Source organism: Pseudomonas agarici (genome assembly GCF_001543125.1).
GTDB classification, from domain to species: domain Bacteria; phylum Pseudomonadota; class Gammaproteobacteria; order Pseudomonadales; family Pseudomonadaceae; genus Aquipseudomonas; species Aquipseudomonas agarici.
The window spans coordinates 2,590,387-2,604,650 of the sequence record NZ_CP014135.1 but is presented as its reverse complement, the minus strand read 5'-3'; the positions used below and the strand labels follow the sequence as shown (position 1 = coordinate 2,604,650).

15 protein-coding genes and 1 pseudogene are annotated in these 14,264 nt (G+C 61.1%); 10 read left to right on the top strand and 6 right to left on the bottom strand.

The window, feature by feature from the left end; all coding sequences use genetic code 11:
• Positions 1-2: 2 nt before the first annotated feature.
• The 3 genes from purN (at position 3) to AWM79_RS11430 (ending at position 1,933) form a co-directional block, all read left to right on the top strand.
• Positions 3-653, top strand: coding sequence for a phosphoribosylglycinamide formyltransferase (gene purN, locus AWM79_RS11440; protein ID WP_026013067.1), 651 nt, complete (start codon positions 3-5; stop codon positions 651-653).
• An 8-nt stretch (positions 654-661) separates the two neighbouring features.
• A complete protein-coding gene (locus AWM79_RS11435; protein ID WP_017130968.1) occupies positions 662-1,375 on the top strand; it encodes a DUF3108 domain-containing protein in 714 nt (237 codons plus the stop codon).
• Positions 1,376-1,744: 369 nt separating this feature from the next.
• On the top strand, positions 1,745-1,933 hold the full coding sequence (locus AWM79_RS11430) for a hypothetical protein (RefSeq protein ID WP_017130969.1): 189 nt from the start codon (positions 1,745-1,747) through the stop codon (positions 1,931-1,933).
• A gap of 96 nt (positions 1,934-2,029) precedes the next feature.
• Here AWM79_RS11430 and AWM79_RS11425 read toward each other — a convergent pair whose 3' ends face one another.
• The 5 genes from AWM79_RS11425 to cysM form a co-directional block, all read right to left on the bottom strand.
• Positions 2,030-2,575 (bottom strand): DUF2058 domain-containing protein, encoded by a 546-nt coding sequence (locus AWM79_RS11425; RefSeq protein ID WP_017130970.1) that lies wholly within the window; start codon positions 2,573-2,575, stop codon positions 2,030-2,032.
• Between the two features lie 26 nt (positions 2,576-2,601).
• On the bottom strand, positions 2,602-3,435 hold the full coding sequence (mazG, locus tag AWM79_RS11420; protein WP_060782858.1) for a nucleoside triphosphate pyrophosphohydrolase: 834 nt from the start codon (positions 3,433-3,435) through the stop codon (positions 2,602-2,604).
• Between the two features lie 130 nt (positions 3,436-3,565).
• On the bottom strand, positions 3,566-5,809 hold the full coding sequence (gene relA, locus AWM79_RS11415) for a GTP diphosphokinase (protein WP_017130972.1): 2,244 nt from the start codon (positions 5,807-5,809) through the stop codon (positions 3,566-3,568).
• A 130-nt stretch (positions 5,810-5,939) separates the two neighbouring features.
• The gene (gene rlmD / locus AWM79_RS11410; RefSeq protein WP_060782857.1) at positions 5,940-7,292 is read right to left on the bottom strand and encodes a 23S rRNA (uracil(1939)-C(5))-methyltransferase RlmD; all 1,353 of its coding nucleotides are present in this window, start codon (positions 7,290-7,292) and stop codon (positions 5,940-5,942) included.
• Complete coding sequence (gene cysM, locus AWM79_RS11405) at positions 7,292-8,194, bottom strand: cysteine synthase CysM (RefSeq protein WP_060782856.1); 903 nt, start codon at positions 8,192-8,194, stop codon at positions 7,292-7,294. The genes rlmD and cysM overlap by 1 nt, the downstream gene beginning before the upstream one ends.
• Positions 8,195-8,439: 245 nt before the next feature.
• Here cysM and AWM79_RS11400 point away from each other — a divergent pair, with 245 nt between their 5' ends.
• The 4 genes and pseudogenes from AWM79_RS11400 to AWM79_RS11390 all read left to right on the top strand — a co-directional run bounded on the left by AWM79_RS11400 (position 8,440) and on the right by AWM79_RS11390 (position 12,286).
• Entirely contained in the window at positions 8,440-11,193 is a 2,754-nt protein-coding gene (locus AWM79_RS11400; RefSeq protein WP_017130975.1) for a response regulator, read from the top strand.
• A 2-nt stretch (positions 11,194-11,195) separates the two neighbouring features.
• Positions 11,196-11,328 (top strand): annotated as a pseudogene (locus AWM79_RS26075) (2-hydroxyacid dehydrogenase); the annotation flags it as partial.
• A gap of 119 nt (positions 11,329-11,447) precedes the next feature.
• Positions 11,448-11,882 carry a hypothetical protein gene (locus AWM79_RS11395; protein WP_017130976.1) on the top strand — a complete coding sequence of 145 codons (435 nt, stop codon included), beginning with the start codon at positions 11,448-11,450 and terminating at the stop codon, positions 11,880-11,882.
• Positions 11,882-12,286 (top strand): META domain-containing protein, encoded by a 405-nt coding sequence (locus AWM79_RS11390; RefSeq protein ID WP_060782855.1) that lies wholly within the window; start codon positions 11,882-11,884, stop codon positions 12,284-12,286. The genes AWM79_RS11395 and AWM79_RS11390 overlap by 1 nt, the downstream gene beginning before the upstream one ends.
• Before the next feature lie 23 nt (positions 12,287-12,309).
• On the opposite strand, the gene AWM79_RS11385 is transcribed toward AWM79_RS11390, so the two are convergent.
• Positions 12,310-12,774 (bottom strand): TlpA family protein disulfide reductase, encoded by a 465-nt coding sequence (locus AWM79_RS11385; protein WP_017130978.1) that lies wholly within the window; start codon positions 12,772-12,774, stop codon positions 12,310-12,312.
• A gap of 115 nt (positions 12,775-12,889) precedes the next feature.
• Here AWM79_RS11385 and arsC point away from each other — a divergent pair, with 115 nt between their 5' ends.
• From arsC to AWM79_RS11370, 3 genes are read left to right on the top strand one after another with little or no spacing between them, the layout of a single operon-like run.
• Positions 12,890-13,243, top strand: a complete 354-nt coding sequence (arsC, locus tag AWM79_RS11380; RefSeq protein ID WP_060782854.1) for an arsenate reductase (glutaredoxin) — start codon at positions 12,890-12,892, stop codon at positions 13,241-13,243.
• A complete protein-coding gene (gene wrbA, locus AWM79_RS11375; protein ID WP_017130980.1) occupies positions 13,240-13,845 on the top strand; it encodes an NAD(P)H:quinone oxidoreductase in 606 nt (201 codons plus the stop codon). The genes arsC and wrbA overlap by 4 nt, the downstream gene beginning before the upstream one ends.
• Positions 13,838-14,263: a DUF2069 domain-containing protein gene (locus AWM79_RS11370; protein ID WP_060782853.1), complete on the top strand. Its 426-nt coding sequence runs from the start codon at positions 13,838-13,840 to the stop codon at positions 14,261-14,263. Before wrbA ends, AWM79_RS11370 begins: the two co-directional genes overlap by 8 nt.
• Position 14,264 lies beyond the last annotated feature (1 nt).

Genomic DNA, 14,264 nt, shown 5'->3' with positions numbered 1-14,264 from the left:
CGATAACCTCGACCTGTAACGTCGTGGTGTTGCTGTCGGGCAGCGGCAGCAACTTGCAGGCCCTGATCGATGATATACAGATTAGGGGCAATCCGGCCCGCATCGCTGCGGTGATCTCCAACCGCATCGATGCCTACGGCCTGCAACGCGCCAAGAATGCGGGTATCGACACCCGCTCCCTGGATCATAAAGCCTTCGAAGGTCGCGAAGCCTTTGATGGGGCCTTGATCGAACTGATCGACGCCTTCAACCCACAACTGGTAGTCCTAGCCGGCTTCATGCGTATTCTCAGCGCGGACTTCGTCCGGCACTACCGGGGACGCCTGCTTAATATCCATCCCTCGCTCCTACCCAAGTACAAAGGCCTGCACACCCACCAGCGGGCGCTGGAGGCTGGCGACAGCGAACACGGCTGCAGCGTACACTTCGTCACTGAAGAACTCGACGGAGGCCCTCTGGTCGTACAGGCTGTGGTTACGGTAGAGTCTGATGATTCGGCGCAGAGTCTGGCGCAGCGGGTTCATACCCAGGAACACAGGATTTACCCGCTGGCGGTACGCTGGTTCGCCGAAGGGCGCTTGAGCTTTAGCGGACAGGGTGTTTTATTGGACGGCCAATTACTCACCGCCAGCGGTCATTCGATTCGAACCTAGGAGATTTTATGCGTCGCGCCCTGCTCTTCGCTCTTACTCTGCTTGCCTTGCCTGTTGTGCAAGCAGCGGATCTTCAACCTTTCTCCGTCAGTTATACCGCCGACTGGAAACAGCTCCCCATGAGCGGTTCCGCCGAACGTAGCCTGACAAAAAACGCCAATGGCGGCTGGACCCTGAATTTCAAGGCTTCCATGATGATCGCCAGCCTGACCGAGGAAAGCACCCTGCGCCTCGATAAGGACAAGCTGTTACCGCAGACTTACACCTTCGAACGTGGCGGGCTGGGCAAGGCCAAAAAGGTCAATCTGGATTTCGACTGGACGACCAACAAAGTCACTGGCTTCGAAGGCAAGGAGCCGGTCAACCTGCCCCTCGAAAGCGGCATGTTCGACAAGTCGACCTATCAGTTGGCCTTGCAGCGTGATATTGCGGCTGGCAAGAAAAGCATGAGCTACCGGGTTGCCGAGGGCACTGATACCGACACTTACGACTTTCGTGTGATCGGTTCGGAAAAGGTCCAGACCAAGGCCGGTACGATCGATGCGATCAAGGTCGAGCGCGTCCGTGATCCGACACAGAGCAAGCGCATCACGCAAATGTGGTTCGCTAAAGACTGGGGCTACATCTTGGTTGCCCTGCGCCAGGTCGAAAACGACGGCAAGGAGTACAACATCATGCTCCAGGACGGCACCGTCGACGGCAAGGCTGTCAAAGGCAACTGATACCCTCCGTTGGCGATACTGATCGGTACACATTCCAGTGACGAGCCTGTGGTGAGCAGGCTTGTCGACACGCCACAATATCTCATCCCAAAACGCTTGTTGACGGCTCCTAGCGTGATTCGTGTACTCACCAGTCCCTGCGCGCATCACGTACCGCTCTCCCGCTGCCGACAATGCCAGAACATGAAACTTTTGTCAGGAAACTCCGCAAGCCTTCCCTCAACCTCAACAAATCCGGGCCTTTGGCGATTGCCATGTTTTTTGCAACGGTGAGTTTCACCGGTGAGCGATTTACGTAGCAGGCTAATGAATAATATAAAAGAGGCCTGCGACGCGTTGCCGCAGTTCTATAGAGACCGGAGTTTGCAGATGACCGTAAAAGTAACCGAACGCGATGATGCCCATATGTCCCATGAAGGCATAGCCAATGGCATTCGAATCTGGGATGTACATCAACAGGACCTGCTGGTAGGCATGTTTCACAACGAGGCCGATGCTCATAATTACAAGAACGAGCTGGAAACCCTCGAGATGAAACGCCACGCACAAAGCGCCTGAAGTCTTAAGCTCCATGGGCGCACCCGGCCCACGCAGCCAGTGACGCCCCACTCGTACAAACCCCGCCTTTTGAGCGGGGTTTGTCGTTTCAGCGGCTTACCACATCAGATCGTCAGGGATCTGGTAGGCCGCGTATGGATCATCCTCGTCCGGCATCTGGTTCTCGGTCAGCAGATTGAGCTGGACGATACGCTCAGGGGCTCGCTCTTGGATCTTCAGCGCCGCTTCACGGGGAATCACCTCGTAGCCACCACCATGGTGCACAATCGCCAGCGAACCATTGCTGAGCTTGTTGCGCATCAGCGTGTTGACCGACAAGCGCTTGACCTTCTTGTCGTCGACGAAGTTGTAGTAGTCCTCGGTGGTCAGCTTGGGCAGGCGCGAGGTTTCGATCAATTGCTTGACCTGGGCGGTCCGCGCCTTGGCCTCGGCCTTCTCCTGCTGCTGGCGATTCAGCTCCTGGTCACGCTTGACCTTCTCGGCCTGCGCTTGCTGGGCCAGACGCGCCTGGGTGTCGTCAGCCTCGACCTGGCCTTTATGGACCAGCCGCTGCTGCTTCTGTTTGTCTTTGCTAACCTGCTTGGCTTGCTTTTGATTGACCAGACCTGCTTTGAGCAACTGGTCACGAAGGGAAAGGCTCATGGTGTTTACTCACTTGGGTCAACGACTCAGCCGCAGCTGGGTGCATTCTTTTCCTGACGTTTGGCTTCGCCCCACAAGGCGTCCAACTCTTCGAGGGTGCAATCTTCCATGGGACGGTGGGTAGCGCGCAATGCCTGTTCGATAAATCGGAAGCGTCTGTCGAATTTGCCATTGGCGCCACGCAGGGCATTTTCCGGATCGACCTGGAGGTGGCGGGCCAGGTTGACCACGCTGAACAACAGATCGCCGATCTCATCGACCATGGCCGTCGAGTCATTATCGGCCATGGCTTCGAGCACTTCGTCGAGTTCTTCACGAACCTTGTCTACCACCGCCAGAGCAGCCGGCCAGTCAAAACCGACGTGAGCCGCGCGCTTTTGCAACTTAGCCGCCCGGGACAAAGCCGGCAACGCGGCGGGCACATCGTCGAGCAAGGACAACTGCTCGGGCGCGCCATGGTTCTCGGCGCGCTCCTCGGCCTTGATTTGCTCCCAGCGCAGCTTGACCTGCTCTTCGCTCAGGCGCGGCAGGTCGGCGGGCGCATAGAGATCACCCGTGGGAAAGACATGGGGATGTCGACGAATCAGCTTGCGGGTGATGCTGTCGACCACGCCTTCAAACTCGAAGCGCCCTTCTTCGCGAGCCAGTTGGCTGTAATAGACCACTTGAAACAGCAAGTCGCCCAGTTCGCCCTGCAAGTGCTCGAAGTCATCACGCTCGATGGCATCCGCCACCTCGTAGACTTCCTCCAGGGTGTAGGGGACGAGGCTGGCGTAGTTTTGCTTGATATCCCACGGGCAACCGTATCGCGGGTCGCGCAAGCGCGCCATCAGGTGAAGCAGGTCTTGAAGGCTATACATCGATTGTTCCCAGTACTCTTGAATGGAGCGTCGCGACCGAAAGCGTGGCTAATGGCAGTAGCAGGCACGAAAAAAAGCCAATGAGCATTTTCCGTGCAAGCTCCAACAACGCCAGACCACGCACAGCCGCTCAAGGCGCGCGGTTGCGTCGGGTCTCGATGATATTCGGCAACTGCGAAATCCGTCCCAGCAACCGCCCCAGCGCGTCCAACCCCGGGATTTCGATGGTCAGGGACATCGACGCGGTGTTGTCCTCCTTGTTCGAGCGGGTATTGACCGCCAGCACGTTGATCCGCTCGTTGAGCAGCACCTGAGACACGTCACGCAGCAGGCCGGAACGGTCGTAGGCGCGGATCATGATATCCACCGGATAGGTCGACACCGGCACCGGCCCCCAACTGACTTGGATGATCCGCTCCGGCTCGCGCCCACTCAATTGCAGCACCGAGGCACAATCCTGGCGATGAATGCTCACGCCACGGCCTTGGGTGATGTAGCCAACGATCGCGTCCCCCGGCAGAGGCTGGCAGCAGCCGGCCATCTGCGTCATCAGGTTGCCGACTCCCTGGATCTGGATATCGCCGCGCTTGCCCGGTTTGTAGCCGGTGGCCTTGCGCGGAATCAATTCCAACTGTTCGTTGCCACGCTCGGGCTCGACCAGTTGCTGTGCGGAATTGACCAGTTGCGCCAGGCGCAGGTCGCCGGCACCGAGAGCGGCGAACATGTCCTCGGCGGTTTTCATGTTGGCTTTGTCGGCCAGCTTGTCGAAATCCACCTGAGGCAGACCAAGGCGTGTCAATTCGCGCTCGAGCAGAGTCTTACCGGCGGCGACGTTCTGGTCGCGGGCTTGCAGCTTGAACCAGTGCACAATCTTCGCCCGCGCCCGGGAAGTGGTGACATACCCCAGGTTCGAGTTCAGCCAGTCACGGCTCGGCGTGCCGTGCTTGCTGGTGATGATTTCCACCTGCTCGCCGGTCTGCAAACTGTAGTTGAGCGGGACGATGCGCCCGTTGATCTTCGCGCCACGGCAGTTGTGGCCGATCTCGGTATGCACCCGATAGGCGAAATCCAGCGGTGTCGCGCCCTTGGGCAAGTCGATGGCATGTCCGTCGGGGGTGAAGATATAGACCCGGTCCGGCTCGATATCGACCCGCAACTGTTCCGCCAAACCACCGATATCTCCCAGCTCTTCGTGCCATTCCAGCACTTGACGCAACCAGGAGATTTTCTCTTCGTAGTGATTGGAGCCCGACCTGACGTCGGTGCCTTTGTATTTCCAGTGCGCACAAACCCCCAACTCAGCTTCTTCGTGCATGGCGTGGGTGCGGATCTGCACTTCCAACACCTTGCCTTCCGGACCGATCACCGCCGTGTGCAACGAGCGGTAGCCGTTTTCCTTGGGGTTGGCGATGTAGTCGTCGAACTCTTTCGGGATATGCCGCCACAGGGTATGGACAATCCCCAGCGCGGTGTAGCAGTCGCGCATCTCCGGCACCAGCACGCGCACGGCACGCACATCATAGATCTGGCTGAACGCCAGGCCCTTGCGCTGCATTTTGCGCCAGATCGAATAGATGTGCTTGGCTCGACCGCTGATATCGGCCTTGACCCCGGTCGCCAATAATTCGTCTTCCAGCTGGCTCATCACGTCGCTGATGAAACGCTCGCGATCCAGCCGCCGCTCGTGCAGCAACTTGGCGATCTGCTTATATTGGTCGGGCTCCAGGTAGCGGAAGGACAAGTCCTCCAACTCCCACTTGATATGACCGATCCCCAGGCGATGGGCCAACGGCGCGTAGATGTCGAACACCTCTCGGGCCACCCGGTCGCGCTTCTCGTCATCGGCGTTCTTGACCGCGCGAATAGCGCAAGTACGTTCGGCCAACTTGATCAGGGCGACACGCACATCATCGACCATGGCCACCAGCATCTTGCGCAGGTTTTCCACCTGCACCTGGGTGCCGAGGACCTGGGATTGGCGCGGACTGAGGCTGGCGCTGATGGCGGCCATGCGCTGCACCCCATCGATCAGCTTGGCCACCACCGGGCCGAATTTCTGGCTGACCGCCGGCAGCGCAATCTGCCCTTCGCGCACGCCACGGTACAACACGGCCGCGACCAAAGAGTCCTGGTCGAGCTTGAGATCGGCGAGGATCTCGGCGATCTCAAGGCCGGTACTGAAACTGGAACCCCCTTCGGGCCACAGGTTCTGGGCCGCGTTGGTCTGTTGTTCGGCAAGCCGTGCGTATTCGCAGGCTTCCTTCAAGGCTTCACGGTCCAGCGCCAGGTCGACGCTGACCGTATGATCGAGCCATGCCTCGAGATTGATACTGCCGTCAGTGTTAATCGGCTGGTGTGCTCTCACCTGTACCATCTTGCTTACCTTCCCTACGACGCAGATTCTGTGCGTCAAAATCGCTGGCCGCCCTGGTTAAAACCATAGCCCTGCATTCCGGCAAGGCTGGTCGAAATTCCGAGGCGGCCAGTCAGACTAGACGAGCATCCTAGCTCGCTTCAAATAACGCCATGGCCTCGACATGCGCCGTCTGCGGAAACATATCGAGGATCCCGGCACGTTTTAACCGATAGCCCTGCTTGATCAATTCGACCGTATCGCGCGCCAAAGTTGCCGGGTTGCACGATACATACACCAACCGCTCGGCCCCCAGGGCAGCGAGCTGGCCCACCACCTCGAAAGCACCGTCACGCGGTGGGTCCAAGAGTACCGCAGAAAAGCCTTCCTTGGCCCAACCGGCATCGCTCAGGGGCTGGGATAAATCGGCCTGAAAAAAGGCCACGTTATGCAGATTATTGCTAGCGGCATTACTCGCGGCCCGCTCGACCATGGTCTGCACGCCCTCCACCGCGACCACTTCATGCACCTGACGGGCCAGCGGCAAAGCAAAGTTGCCCAAGCCGCAGAACAGGTCAAGCACCCGCTCGCCGACAGTCGGTTGCAGCCAGTCGAGCGCCTGGGCCACCATGGCTTCATTGACCCCGGCATTGACCTGGACAAAATCCCCCGGCCAATACGCCAGCTCCAGGCCCCACGCTTCCAGGCGATAACCCAACGGCTGCACCGGGTCGACCGGCTGCGAGCCGTCCTCACCCTGCAGCCAGAGCTGTGCGCCATGCTCTGCGCAAAAGGCTTGCAGAACTCGCAAGTCAGCGGCTGACAACGGCGCCATATGACGCAGCAACACCGCCAGCGCCGAGCCGCTGAACAACTCGACATGTCCCAACGCCTGAGGTTTGCTCAGGCGCCGAAGCATCGCCGGCAAGTCGCGCATAATCGGCTGCAAGACCTGTACCAGCACCGGGCAATCGTCGATGCCGACGATGTCCTGACTGGACGCCGCACGAAAGCCCACCTCGAGTTTTTTCGCCTTGCCATCCCAGCGAACCGCCACCCGCGCTCGGCGGCGATAGCCAAATTCCGGACCGGTCAGGGGCGCCGCCCATTCCTCGGGCTCGACACCCGCCACCCGTGACAACTGCTCGGCGAGCATGCGCTGTTTCAGGGCCAACTGATCATCGTGGGGCATATGTTGCACGCTACAGCCACCGCAACGCCCGGCATGGGCGCAAGGCGCCGGGCGCCGCCGCTCGCTGGCGAGCAAGACCCGTTCGGTACGGGCCTCGACCACCTTGCCATGGGCACCGAGCACGCGGGCTTCAACTTCTTCACCGGCCAGGGCGCCAGCGACAAACCAGGTCCGTCCTTCGATAAACGCGATCCCACGGCCATCGCCAGCCAGTCGCTCGATCGTCAAGCGTTGCTTCTTGCCCACCGGCACTTGCGGGGCCCGGCTGCCGCCACTCGGTTGGAAGCGCAAGCCTCTCTCATGCCGAGCCATCAGTTAGGCGCGTCGTAGATGCCGGTCGACAAATAGCGATCGCCGCGGTCACAGATAATCGCGACCATCACCGCGTTCTCGACTTCCCGGGACAGGCGCAACATCGCCGCCACCGCGCCACCCGAGGACACACCGCAGAAAACCCCCTCTTCACGGGCTAGACGACGCATCACGTCTTCAGCCTCTTCCTGACCCATGTCGACGACTCGATCGACACGTTCGGCCTGGAAAATCTTCGGCAGGTACTCATGGGGCCAACGGCGAATACCGGGAATCGAAGCACCTTCCATCGGTTGCAGGCCGACGATCTGCACACCGGGATTCTGCTCCTTCAGGTAGCGCGACACTCCCATGATGGTGCCGGTGGTGCCCATGGAACTGACGAAGTGGGTGATGGTGCCCTGGGTCTGCCGCCAGATTTCCGGGCCGGTACCGGTGTAGTGCGCCTCGGGGTTGTCACCGTTGGCGAACTGATCGAGCACCTTGCCGCGCCCTTCGGCCTGCATCCGTTCGGCCAGGTCACGGGCACCTTCCATACCTTCTTCGCGGCTGACCAGGATCAACTCGGCGCCATAGGCGGTCATGGCCGCCTTACGCTCAGCGGTGGAGCTGTCGGGCATGATCAGAATCATCCTGTAGCCCTTGATTGCAGCCGCCATGGCCAGAGCGATCCCGGTATTGCCCGAGGTCGCCTCAATCAGCGTGTCGCCGGCCTGGATCTGCCCCCGCAACTCGGCGCGGGTGATCATCGACAAGGCCGGACGATCCTTCACAGAGCCCGCGGGATTGTTCCCTTCAAGCTTGAGCAGCAGGGTGTTGCTGGTCGCTCCTGGCAAGCGTTGCAGGCGAACCAGGGGCGTGTTGCCGATGCAATCGGCGATGGTTGGATACTGCAAGGTCATGGCGTATTCGCAATCCAGACTGCGGGGCGACTATCATACCGGCAAACGCCTGCACTCCATATCACGCAAAGTGCGGACGTTATTCATTTCAGCTATAAGCGTTAAACAACGCAAGCCTGTGCCGGCCTGTGGCTTGTGGTTTATCACTCCCCTACACTGCGCAGGTGGAGCACGCGCAGGAAGCGCGTGCCGAGAATCGAGGATCGCCGTGCCTGTCGGACGCGGTATCTGATGGAGAGTAATGCGTGCTTAAAAACCTGGGCATCAAAGGCCGCGTCCTGCTGCTCACCCTGCTGCCGACCACCCTCATGGCCCTGGTCCTGGGCGGCTATTTCACTTGGCTGCAACAATCGGACCTGCAAACCCAGTTGCTGCAACGCGGGGAAATGATCGCCGAACAACTGGCCCCGCTGGTGGCCCCGGCGCTTGGCCGCCACGACAGCGAGCAGTTGGAGCGTGTCGCGACCCAGGCACTGGAACAGACCGACGTGCGGGCCGTGTCGTTCCTCGGTGCCAACCGCCAACAACTGGCCCATGCCGGCCCCAGCATGCTCAACCAGCCGCCCACCGGCAACAGCACCCATATGCTGCAGCGCAGCGGTAACGACGCGACCCGCTATCTGCTACCGGTCTTCGGCCGGCACCGCAGTATGGCCGGCGAACCGCTTCCCGACGACGCCGACCGGTTGCTGGGCTGGGTCGAGCTGGAACTGTCTCACAATGGCATGTTGCTGCGCGGCTACCGCAGCCTGTTCGCCAGCCTGCTGCTGATCGCCACCGGCTTGCTCGGCACCGCGCTGCTGGCCTTGCGCATGAGTCACACCATCAATACCCCAATCAGCAAGATCAAGCAGGCCGTGACCCAGCTCAAGGACGGCAACCTGAAAACCCGCCTGCCGCTCCTCGGCAGCCAGGAGCTGGACGAGCTGGCTTCTGGCATCAATCGCATGGCCGAAACCCTGCAGAACGCCCAGGAAGAATTGCAGCACAGCATCGACCAGGCCACCGAAGACGTGCGGCAGAATCTGGAGACCATCGAGATCCAGAACATCGAGTTGGACTTGGCCCGCAAGGAAGCGCTGGAAGCCAGCCGGATCAAATCCGAATTCCTCGCCAACATGAGCCATGAAATCCGCACACCGCTCAATGGTATCCTCGGTTTCACCCACCTATTGCAGAAGAGCGAACTGACCCCGCGCCAACTGGACTACCTGGGCACCATCGAAAAATCAGCCGACAGCCTGCTGGGGATCATCAACGAGATTCTCGACTTCTCGAAAATCGAAGCCGGCAAACTGGTACTCGACAGTATTCCGTTCAACCTGCGTGACCTGTTGCAGGACACCCTGACCATCCTTGCCCCTGCCGCCCATGCCAAACAGCTGGAACTGGTCAGCCTGGTCTATCGCGATACTCCGTTGTCGCTGATCGGCGATCCGCTACGACTCAAGCAAATCCTCACCAACCTGGTGAGCAACGCGATCAAGTTCACCCGCGAAGGCACCATCGTCGCCCGGGCCATGCTTGAGGAAGAACACGAGGACAGCGTGCAATTGCGCATCAGCGTGCAGGACACCGGCATCGGCCTGTCGAACCAGGACGTGCGGACGCTGTTCCAGGCCTTCAGTCAAGCCGACAACTCGCTGTCGCGCCAGCCCGGCGGCACCGGCCTGGGCCTGGTGATCTCCAAGCGCCTGATCGAACAGATGGGTGGAGAAATCGGCGTGGACAGCACGCCGGGCGAAGGCTCCGAGTTCTGGATCAGCCTGAGCCTGCCCAAAACCCGCGACGATATCGAAGATCTTCCTGCCGCGCCGCTGCTCGGCCGGCGCGTCGCCGTGCTGGAAAACCACGAGTTGGCACGCCAAGCCTTGCAGCATCAATTGGAGGACTGCGGGCTGGAAGTGATTGCGTTCAACACCCTGCAAAACCTGGCCGATGGCGTGAGCGATGGGCACCAGACCGAGCGGGCCATCGATCTCGCGGTCCTCGGCGTCACCGCTCAAGACATGCCGCCCGAGCGACTGAATCAACATATCTGGGACCTGGAACACCTCGGCTGCCATGTGATGGTGCTCTGCCCGACCACCGAACAGGCGCTGTTTCACCTGTCGGTGCCCAACGCCCACAGCCAGCTCCAGGCCAAGCCCGCCTGCACCCGCAAATTGCGCCGTGCCCTGTCGGACTTGATCACCCCCCGTCCGGTACGCATCGAGCCCGTCGAACTCTCGAGCAGCCGCGCTCCGCAGGTGTTGTGCGTGGATGACAACCCGGCCAACCTGCTGTTGGTCCAAACCCTGCTAGAAGATATGGGTGCCGAGGTGCTGGCGGTGGAAAGCGGCTACTCGGCGATCGATGCCGTACACCGGGCTCGCTTCGACCTGGTACTGATGGACGTGCAGATGCCCGGCATGGACGGACGGCAAACCACCGAAGCGATTCGCCAATGGGAAAATCAACGGCAAAGCGCGCCGCTGCCCATCGTCGCCCTGACGGCCCACGCCATGGCCAACGAGAAACGTGCCCTGCTGCAAAGCGGCATGGATGACTACCTGACCAAACCTGTCAGCGAACGCCAGTTGGCCCAAGTCGTATTGAAATGGACCGGCCTGGCCCTGCGCAACCAAGGCCAGGAGCGCGGTAGCGAAGTCTGGAACAGCGGCTGCGACCTGCTGGTTCTCGACCCGGAAGAGGGCCTGCGCCTGGCTGCGGGTAAGGCGGACCTGGCCGCCGACATGCTGGCGATGCTGCTGGCATCACTGGACGCCGACCGCGAAGCGATCCGCGCGGCCCGTGAAGCCCACGACAACAACGGGCTGATCGAGCGAGTCCATCGCCTTCATGGTGCCACCCGCTACTGTGGCGTACCGCAATTGCGCGCAGCCTGCCAGCGCAGCGAGACCCTGCTCAAGCAGGAGGACCCCAACGCCGAGAAGGCCCTCGACGAACTGGACATGGCTATCGCCCGTCTCGCCATCGAGGCCCGCGTCGGCGCTTGATCCACGCCGTGGCCGAACATGCCGTGGCCTTGATCCTGACACTCAATCGCCGCCTGCACCGGACCTGCGAGGGTGACTGCAGCCCGCCTGGGCTGGGACCTGATGGGGAAAACCGTCGGCGTGGTGGGCACCGGGCACGGAGCTCGGCACACAGCTAAGCCCGTTGAAGCACCGTGAACCGGATCGAAGGTCGCAAGGCGCCGCCATCCGGCCAGCGTCCGCGTGCTAGCATATCGGCCATATTTGGAGGACCCATGGTCGAACACGATTTCCGCTACAACCTGATGAGCCCGCAACACACCCTGACCGAATGCCGCGCTCTGATGCCGGGTCGTTATCAGGTCACCGGCAACGGTGGCTCGATCCGCATCGACGACGTGCTGCTGGTCACGCTCAAGGGCAGCAAGGACCTGTCCATGCGCCTGACCGTCGAAACCGTGCGACACCTGATCAACCCACCGGGCCAATGGACCGCCATGACCCGTGGACCCGTGTTCAGTGAGCTGGCGATTCACCAGTGGCAAGTCAACTGCGACGGCTGCGCCAGGGAACTGAATGTCGAATTCGCGGTGGATGCCAAGCTCGGCGTTCCCGCCCAAAAACCTGCCGCCACGGCACGTATCGCCGAACTGGGTTGGACCACTCGCGGCGAGAAGCACCTCTGCCCGAAATGCCAGGAGGCGACTTAATGAAACAAGCGATGATTCTGGGGGTGCTGGCGATCAGCCTGTTGGGCTGCGCCAGCGATCGTGCGCAGTTGCAACAGGGTCACAGCTATATGCTGGAGTGGATCGGCGACCGTCCGCTGATCGATAACAGCCACCTGACCGTCACCCTCGGCGATGATGGCCGGGCCTATGGCACCGGCGGCTGCAACCACTGGTTCGCGCCCTACACCCTGGACGGCGATACCCTGAGCTTCGGCAAGGTCGGCAGCACCCGCAAACGCTGTGCCCCGGCATTGATGGAACAGGAAAAACGCTTCTTGCAGGCCCTGGAAAACGTCCGGCGCTGGGACATCTCCCCGGTGGAACAGGTGCGTTTCTGGCCGGCACAAGGCCAGCCATTGCGGTTGTGGTCGGAAGAAGGCTGACACGCCTCTGGCGAGCCGGCCAGTCAAGCGCCTCTGAGGGCCTTCAGTCTCTCCAGCACACCCGCTGCGGTCTGCTCGCCCATCAACTGCTCGCGCACCTTACCTTTGTCGTCGATGATGTAGGTCACTGGCAGGACTTCATTGCGTGGCAGATCGAAAAAATCCGCGGGATCCTGCGCCAATACCGTGAACTTGATCCCCAATGCCTCGCTGGCTTTGACCAGGTCATCACCCTGCAGGCCATCGAAGTTCACCCCGAACACGCCCACCGATTGGCCCTTGAGTTGCTCGGACAGGGTATTCAACTCAGGGATTTCAGTGCGGCACGGACCGCACCACTCAGCCCAGTAGTTGACCACTTTCCACTGTTTGTCCAGGCGCTCGGACGCGACCTTGCGACCCTGCTGGTCAACCCCGTAATCGTTGTCGCAGCCGCTCAGCAGCAGTGCGCCCATCATCGCCAATACGGCGACCAATCGTTTCGCCATGTGTGCAATCTCCCGTCAAATGAGTCATCGACCGCGACCATTTACCTCCTACGGTTCAGGAGCGCTCGCCAGGCAGGTAGAATACCCGTCACCTTATGCAAAATGCGACCCGCACATGACCGATCTGACGCTCTATCACAACCCGCGCTGCTCGAAATCCCGTGGTGCGCTAGAACTGCTCGAAGCCCGCGGCCTGACCCCAACCGTGGTGCGCTACCTGGAAACCCCACTCGACGCCGTCCAGCTGCGAGCCTTGCTCGACAAGCTTGGCCTCAGCGCCCGGCAACTGCTGCGCAGCGGCGAAGACGAATACAAGAACCTGAACCTGATCGATAGCCAGCTCAGTGAAGCACAACTGATCGCCGCCATCGTCGCGCATCCCAAGCTCATGGAACGACCGATCCTGGTGGCCGGGGACAAGGCCATCATCGGCCGGCCGCCAGAAAAACTGCTGGAGATCCTGCCGTGAGCCGACCTTATGTTCTGGTGCTGTTCTACAGCCGCCACGGCTCCACCCGCGAAATGGCCCGCCAGATTGCCCGGGGTGTCGAGCAGGCTGGCATGGAAGCGCGCCTGCGCACCGTGCCGGCGATCTCCAGCGAATGCGAAGCCGTGGCCCCGGCGATTCCCGAGGAGGGCGCGCTGTATGCCAGTCTCGACGACCTCAAGCATTGTTCAGCCCTGGCCCTTGGCAGCCCAACCCGCTTTGGCAACATGGCGGCGCCGTTGAAGTACTTTATCGACGGCACCAGCAATCTGTGGCTGACCGGCGCCCTGGTGGGCAAGCCCGGCGCGGTCTTCACCTCGACCTCCAGCCTGCATGGCGGCCAGGAAACGACCCTGCTGTCGATGCTATTGCCCTTGTTGCACCACGGCATGCTGGTCACCGGCCTGCCCTATAGCGAGTCGGCCCTTCTCGACACACGGGGAGGCGGCACCCCCTACGGCGCCAGCCATCACACCGGCAGCGACGGCAAGCGCGCCCTGGACGAGCATGAAACCGCCCTGTGTCGCGCCCTCGGCCTGCGACTGGCAAACACCGCGCTGAAGCTGGAGAACGGCCTTGGCTAAAAAGCCCAAGACACTACCCAGTCAGGCCTGGCTGGAGCCACGGGTGAAGCTTGGCCGGGTGTTGGCCCTGGCGAGCTTTCTCGGGCTGATCGGCCTGCTCTGCGGGTATTACTTGATGTTCGCCGACCTGCACGGTGCCCGGCCGTGGGTGATCCTGCTGGTCGAGTTGGTGCCCTTGTTGCCACTGCTGCCGGGGATGCTGCGAGGCAGCGCGCGCGGCCATTCGTTCACCTGTTATGTGGTGAACCTGTATTTCCTCAAGGGCGCGCTGGCGGCCTTCGACCCCAACCGGCAGTTGTTCGGAGTACTGGAGATGGGCGCGAGCCTGGCGGTGTTTGGCAGCGCCATGCTGTATGTGCGCTGGCGTCATCAGTTGAACCGCCGGTTGGCGGGAGAAGGCTTGGTTCAAACGGCGTAAG

Excerpts from the sequence above, each read along its gene's own strand:
- AWM79_RS11435 (WP_017130968.1), top strand. The coding sequence starts at position 662 with ATGCGTCGCGCCCTGCTCTTCGCTCTTACTCTGCTTGCCTTGCCTGTT.
- AWM79_RS11430 (WP_017130969.1), top strand. The coding sequence starts at position 1,745 with ATGACCGTAAAAGTAACCGAACGCGATGATGCCCATATGTCCCATGAA.
- AWM79_RS11425 (WP_017130970.1), bottom strand. The coding sequence starts at position 2,575 with ATGAGCCTTTCCCTTCGTGACCAGTTGCTCAAAGCAGGTCTGGTCAAT.
- mazG (WP_060782858.1), bottom strand. The coding sequence starts at position 3,435 with ATGTATAGCCTTCAAGACCTGCTTCACCTGATGGCGCGCTTGCGCGAC.
- relA (WP_017130972.1), bottom strand. The coding sequence starts at position 5,809 with ATGGTACAGGTGAGAGCACACCAGCCGATTAACACTGACGGCAGTATC.
- rlmD (WP_060782857.1), bottom strand. The coding sequence starts at position 7,292 with ATGGCTCGGCATGAGAGAGGCTTGCGCTTCCAACCGAGTGGCGGCAGC.
- cysM (WP_060782856.1), bottom strand. The coding sequence starts at position 8,194 with ATGACCTTGCAGTATCCAACCATCGCCGATTGCATCGGCAACACGCCC.
- AWM79_RS11395 (WP_017130976.1), top strand. The coding sequence starts at position 11,448 with ATGGTCGAACACGATTTCCGCTACAACCTGATGAGCCCGCAACACACC.
- AWM79_RS11390 (WP_060782855.1), top strand. The coding sequence starts at position 11,882 with ATGAAACAAGCGATGATTCTGGGGGTGCTGGCGATCAGCCTGTTGGGC.
- AWM79_RS11385 (WP_017130978.1), bottom strand. The coding sequence starts at position 12,774 with ATGGCGAAACGATTGGTCGCCGTATTGGCGATGATGGGCGCACTGCTG.
- arsC (WP_060782854.1), top strand. The coding sequence starts at position 12,890 with ATGACCGATCTGACGCTCTATCACAACCCGCGCTGCTCGAAATCCCGT.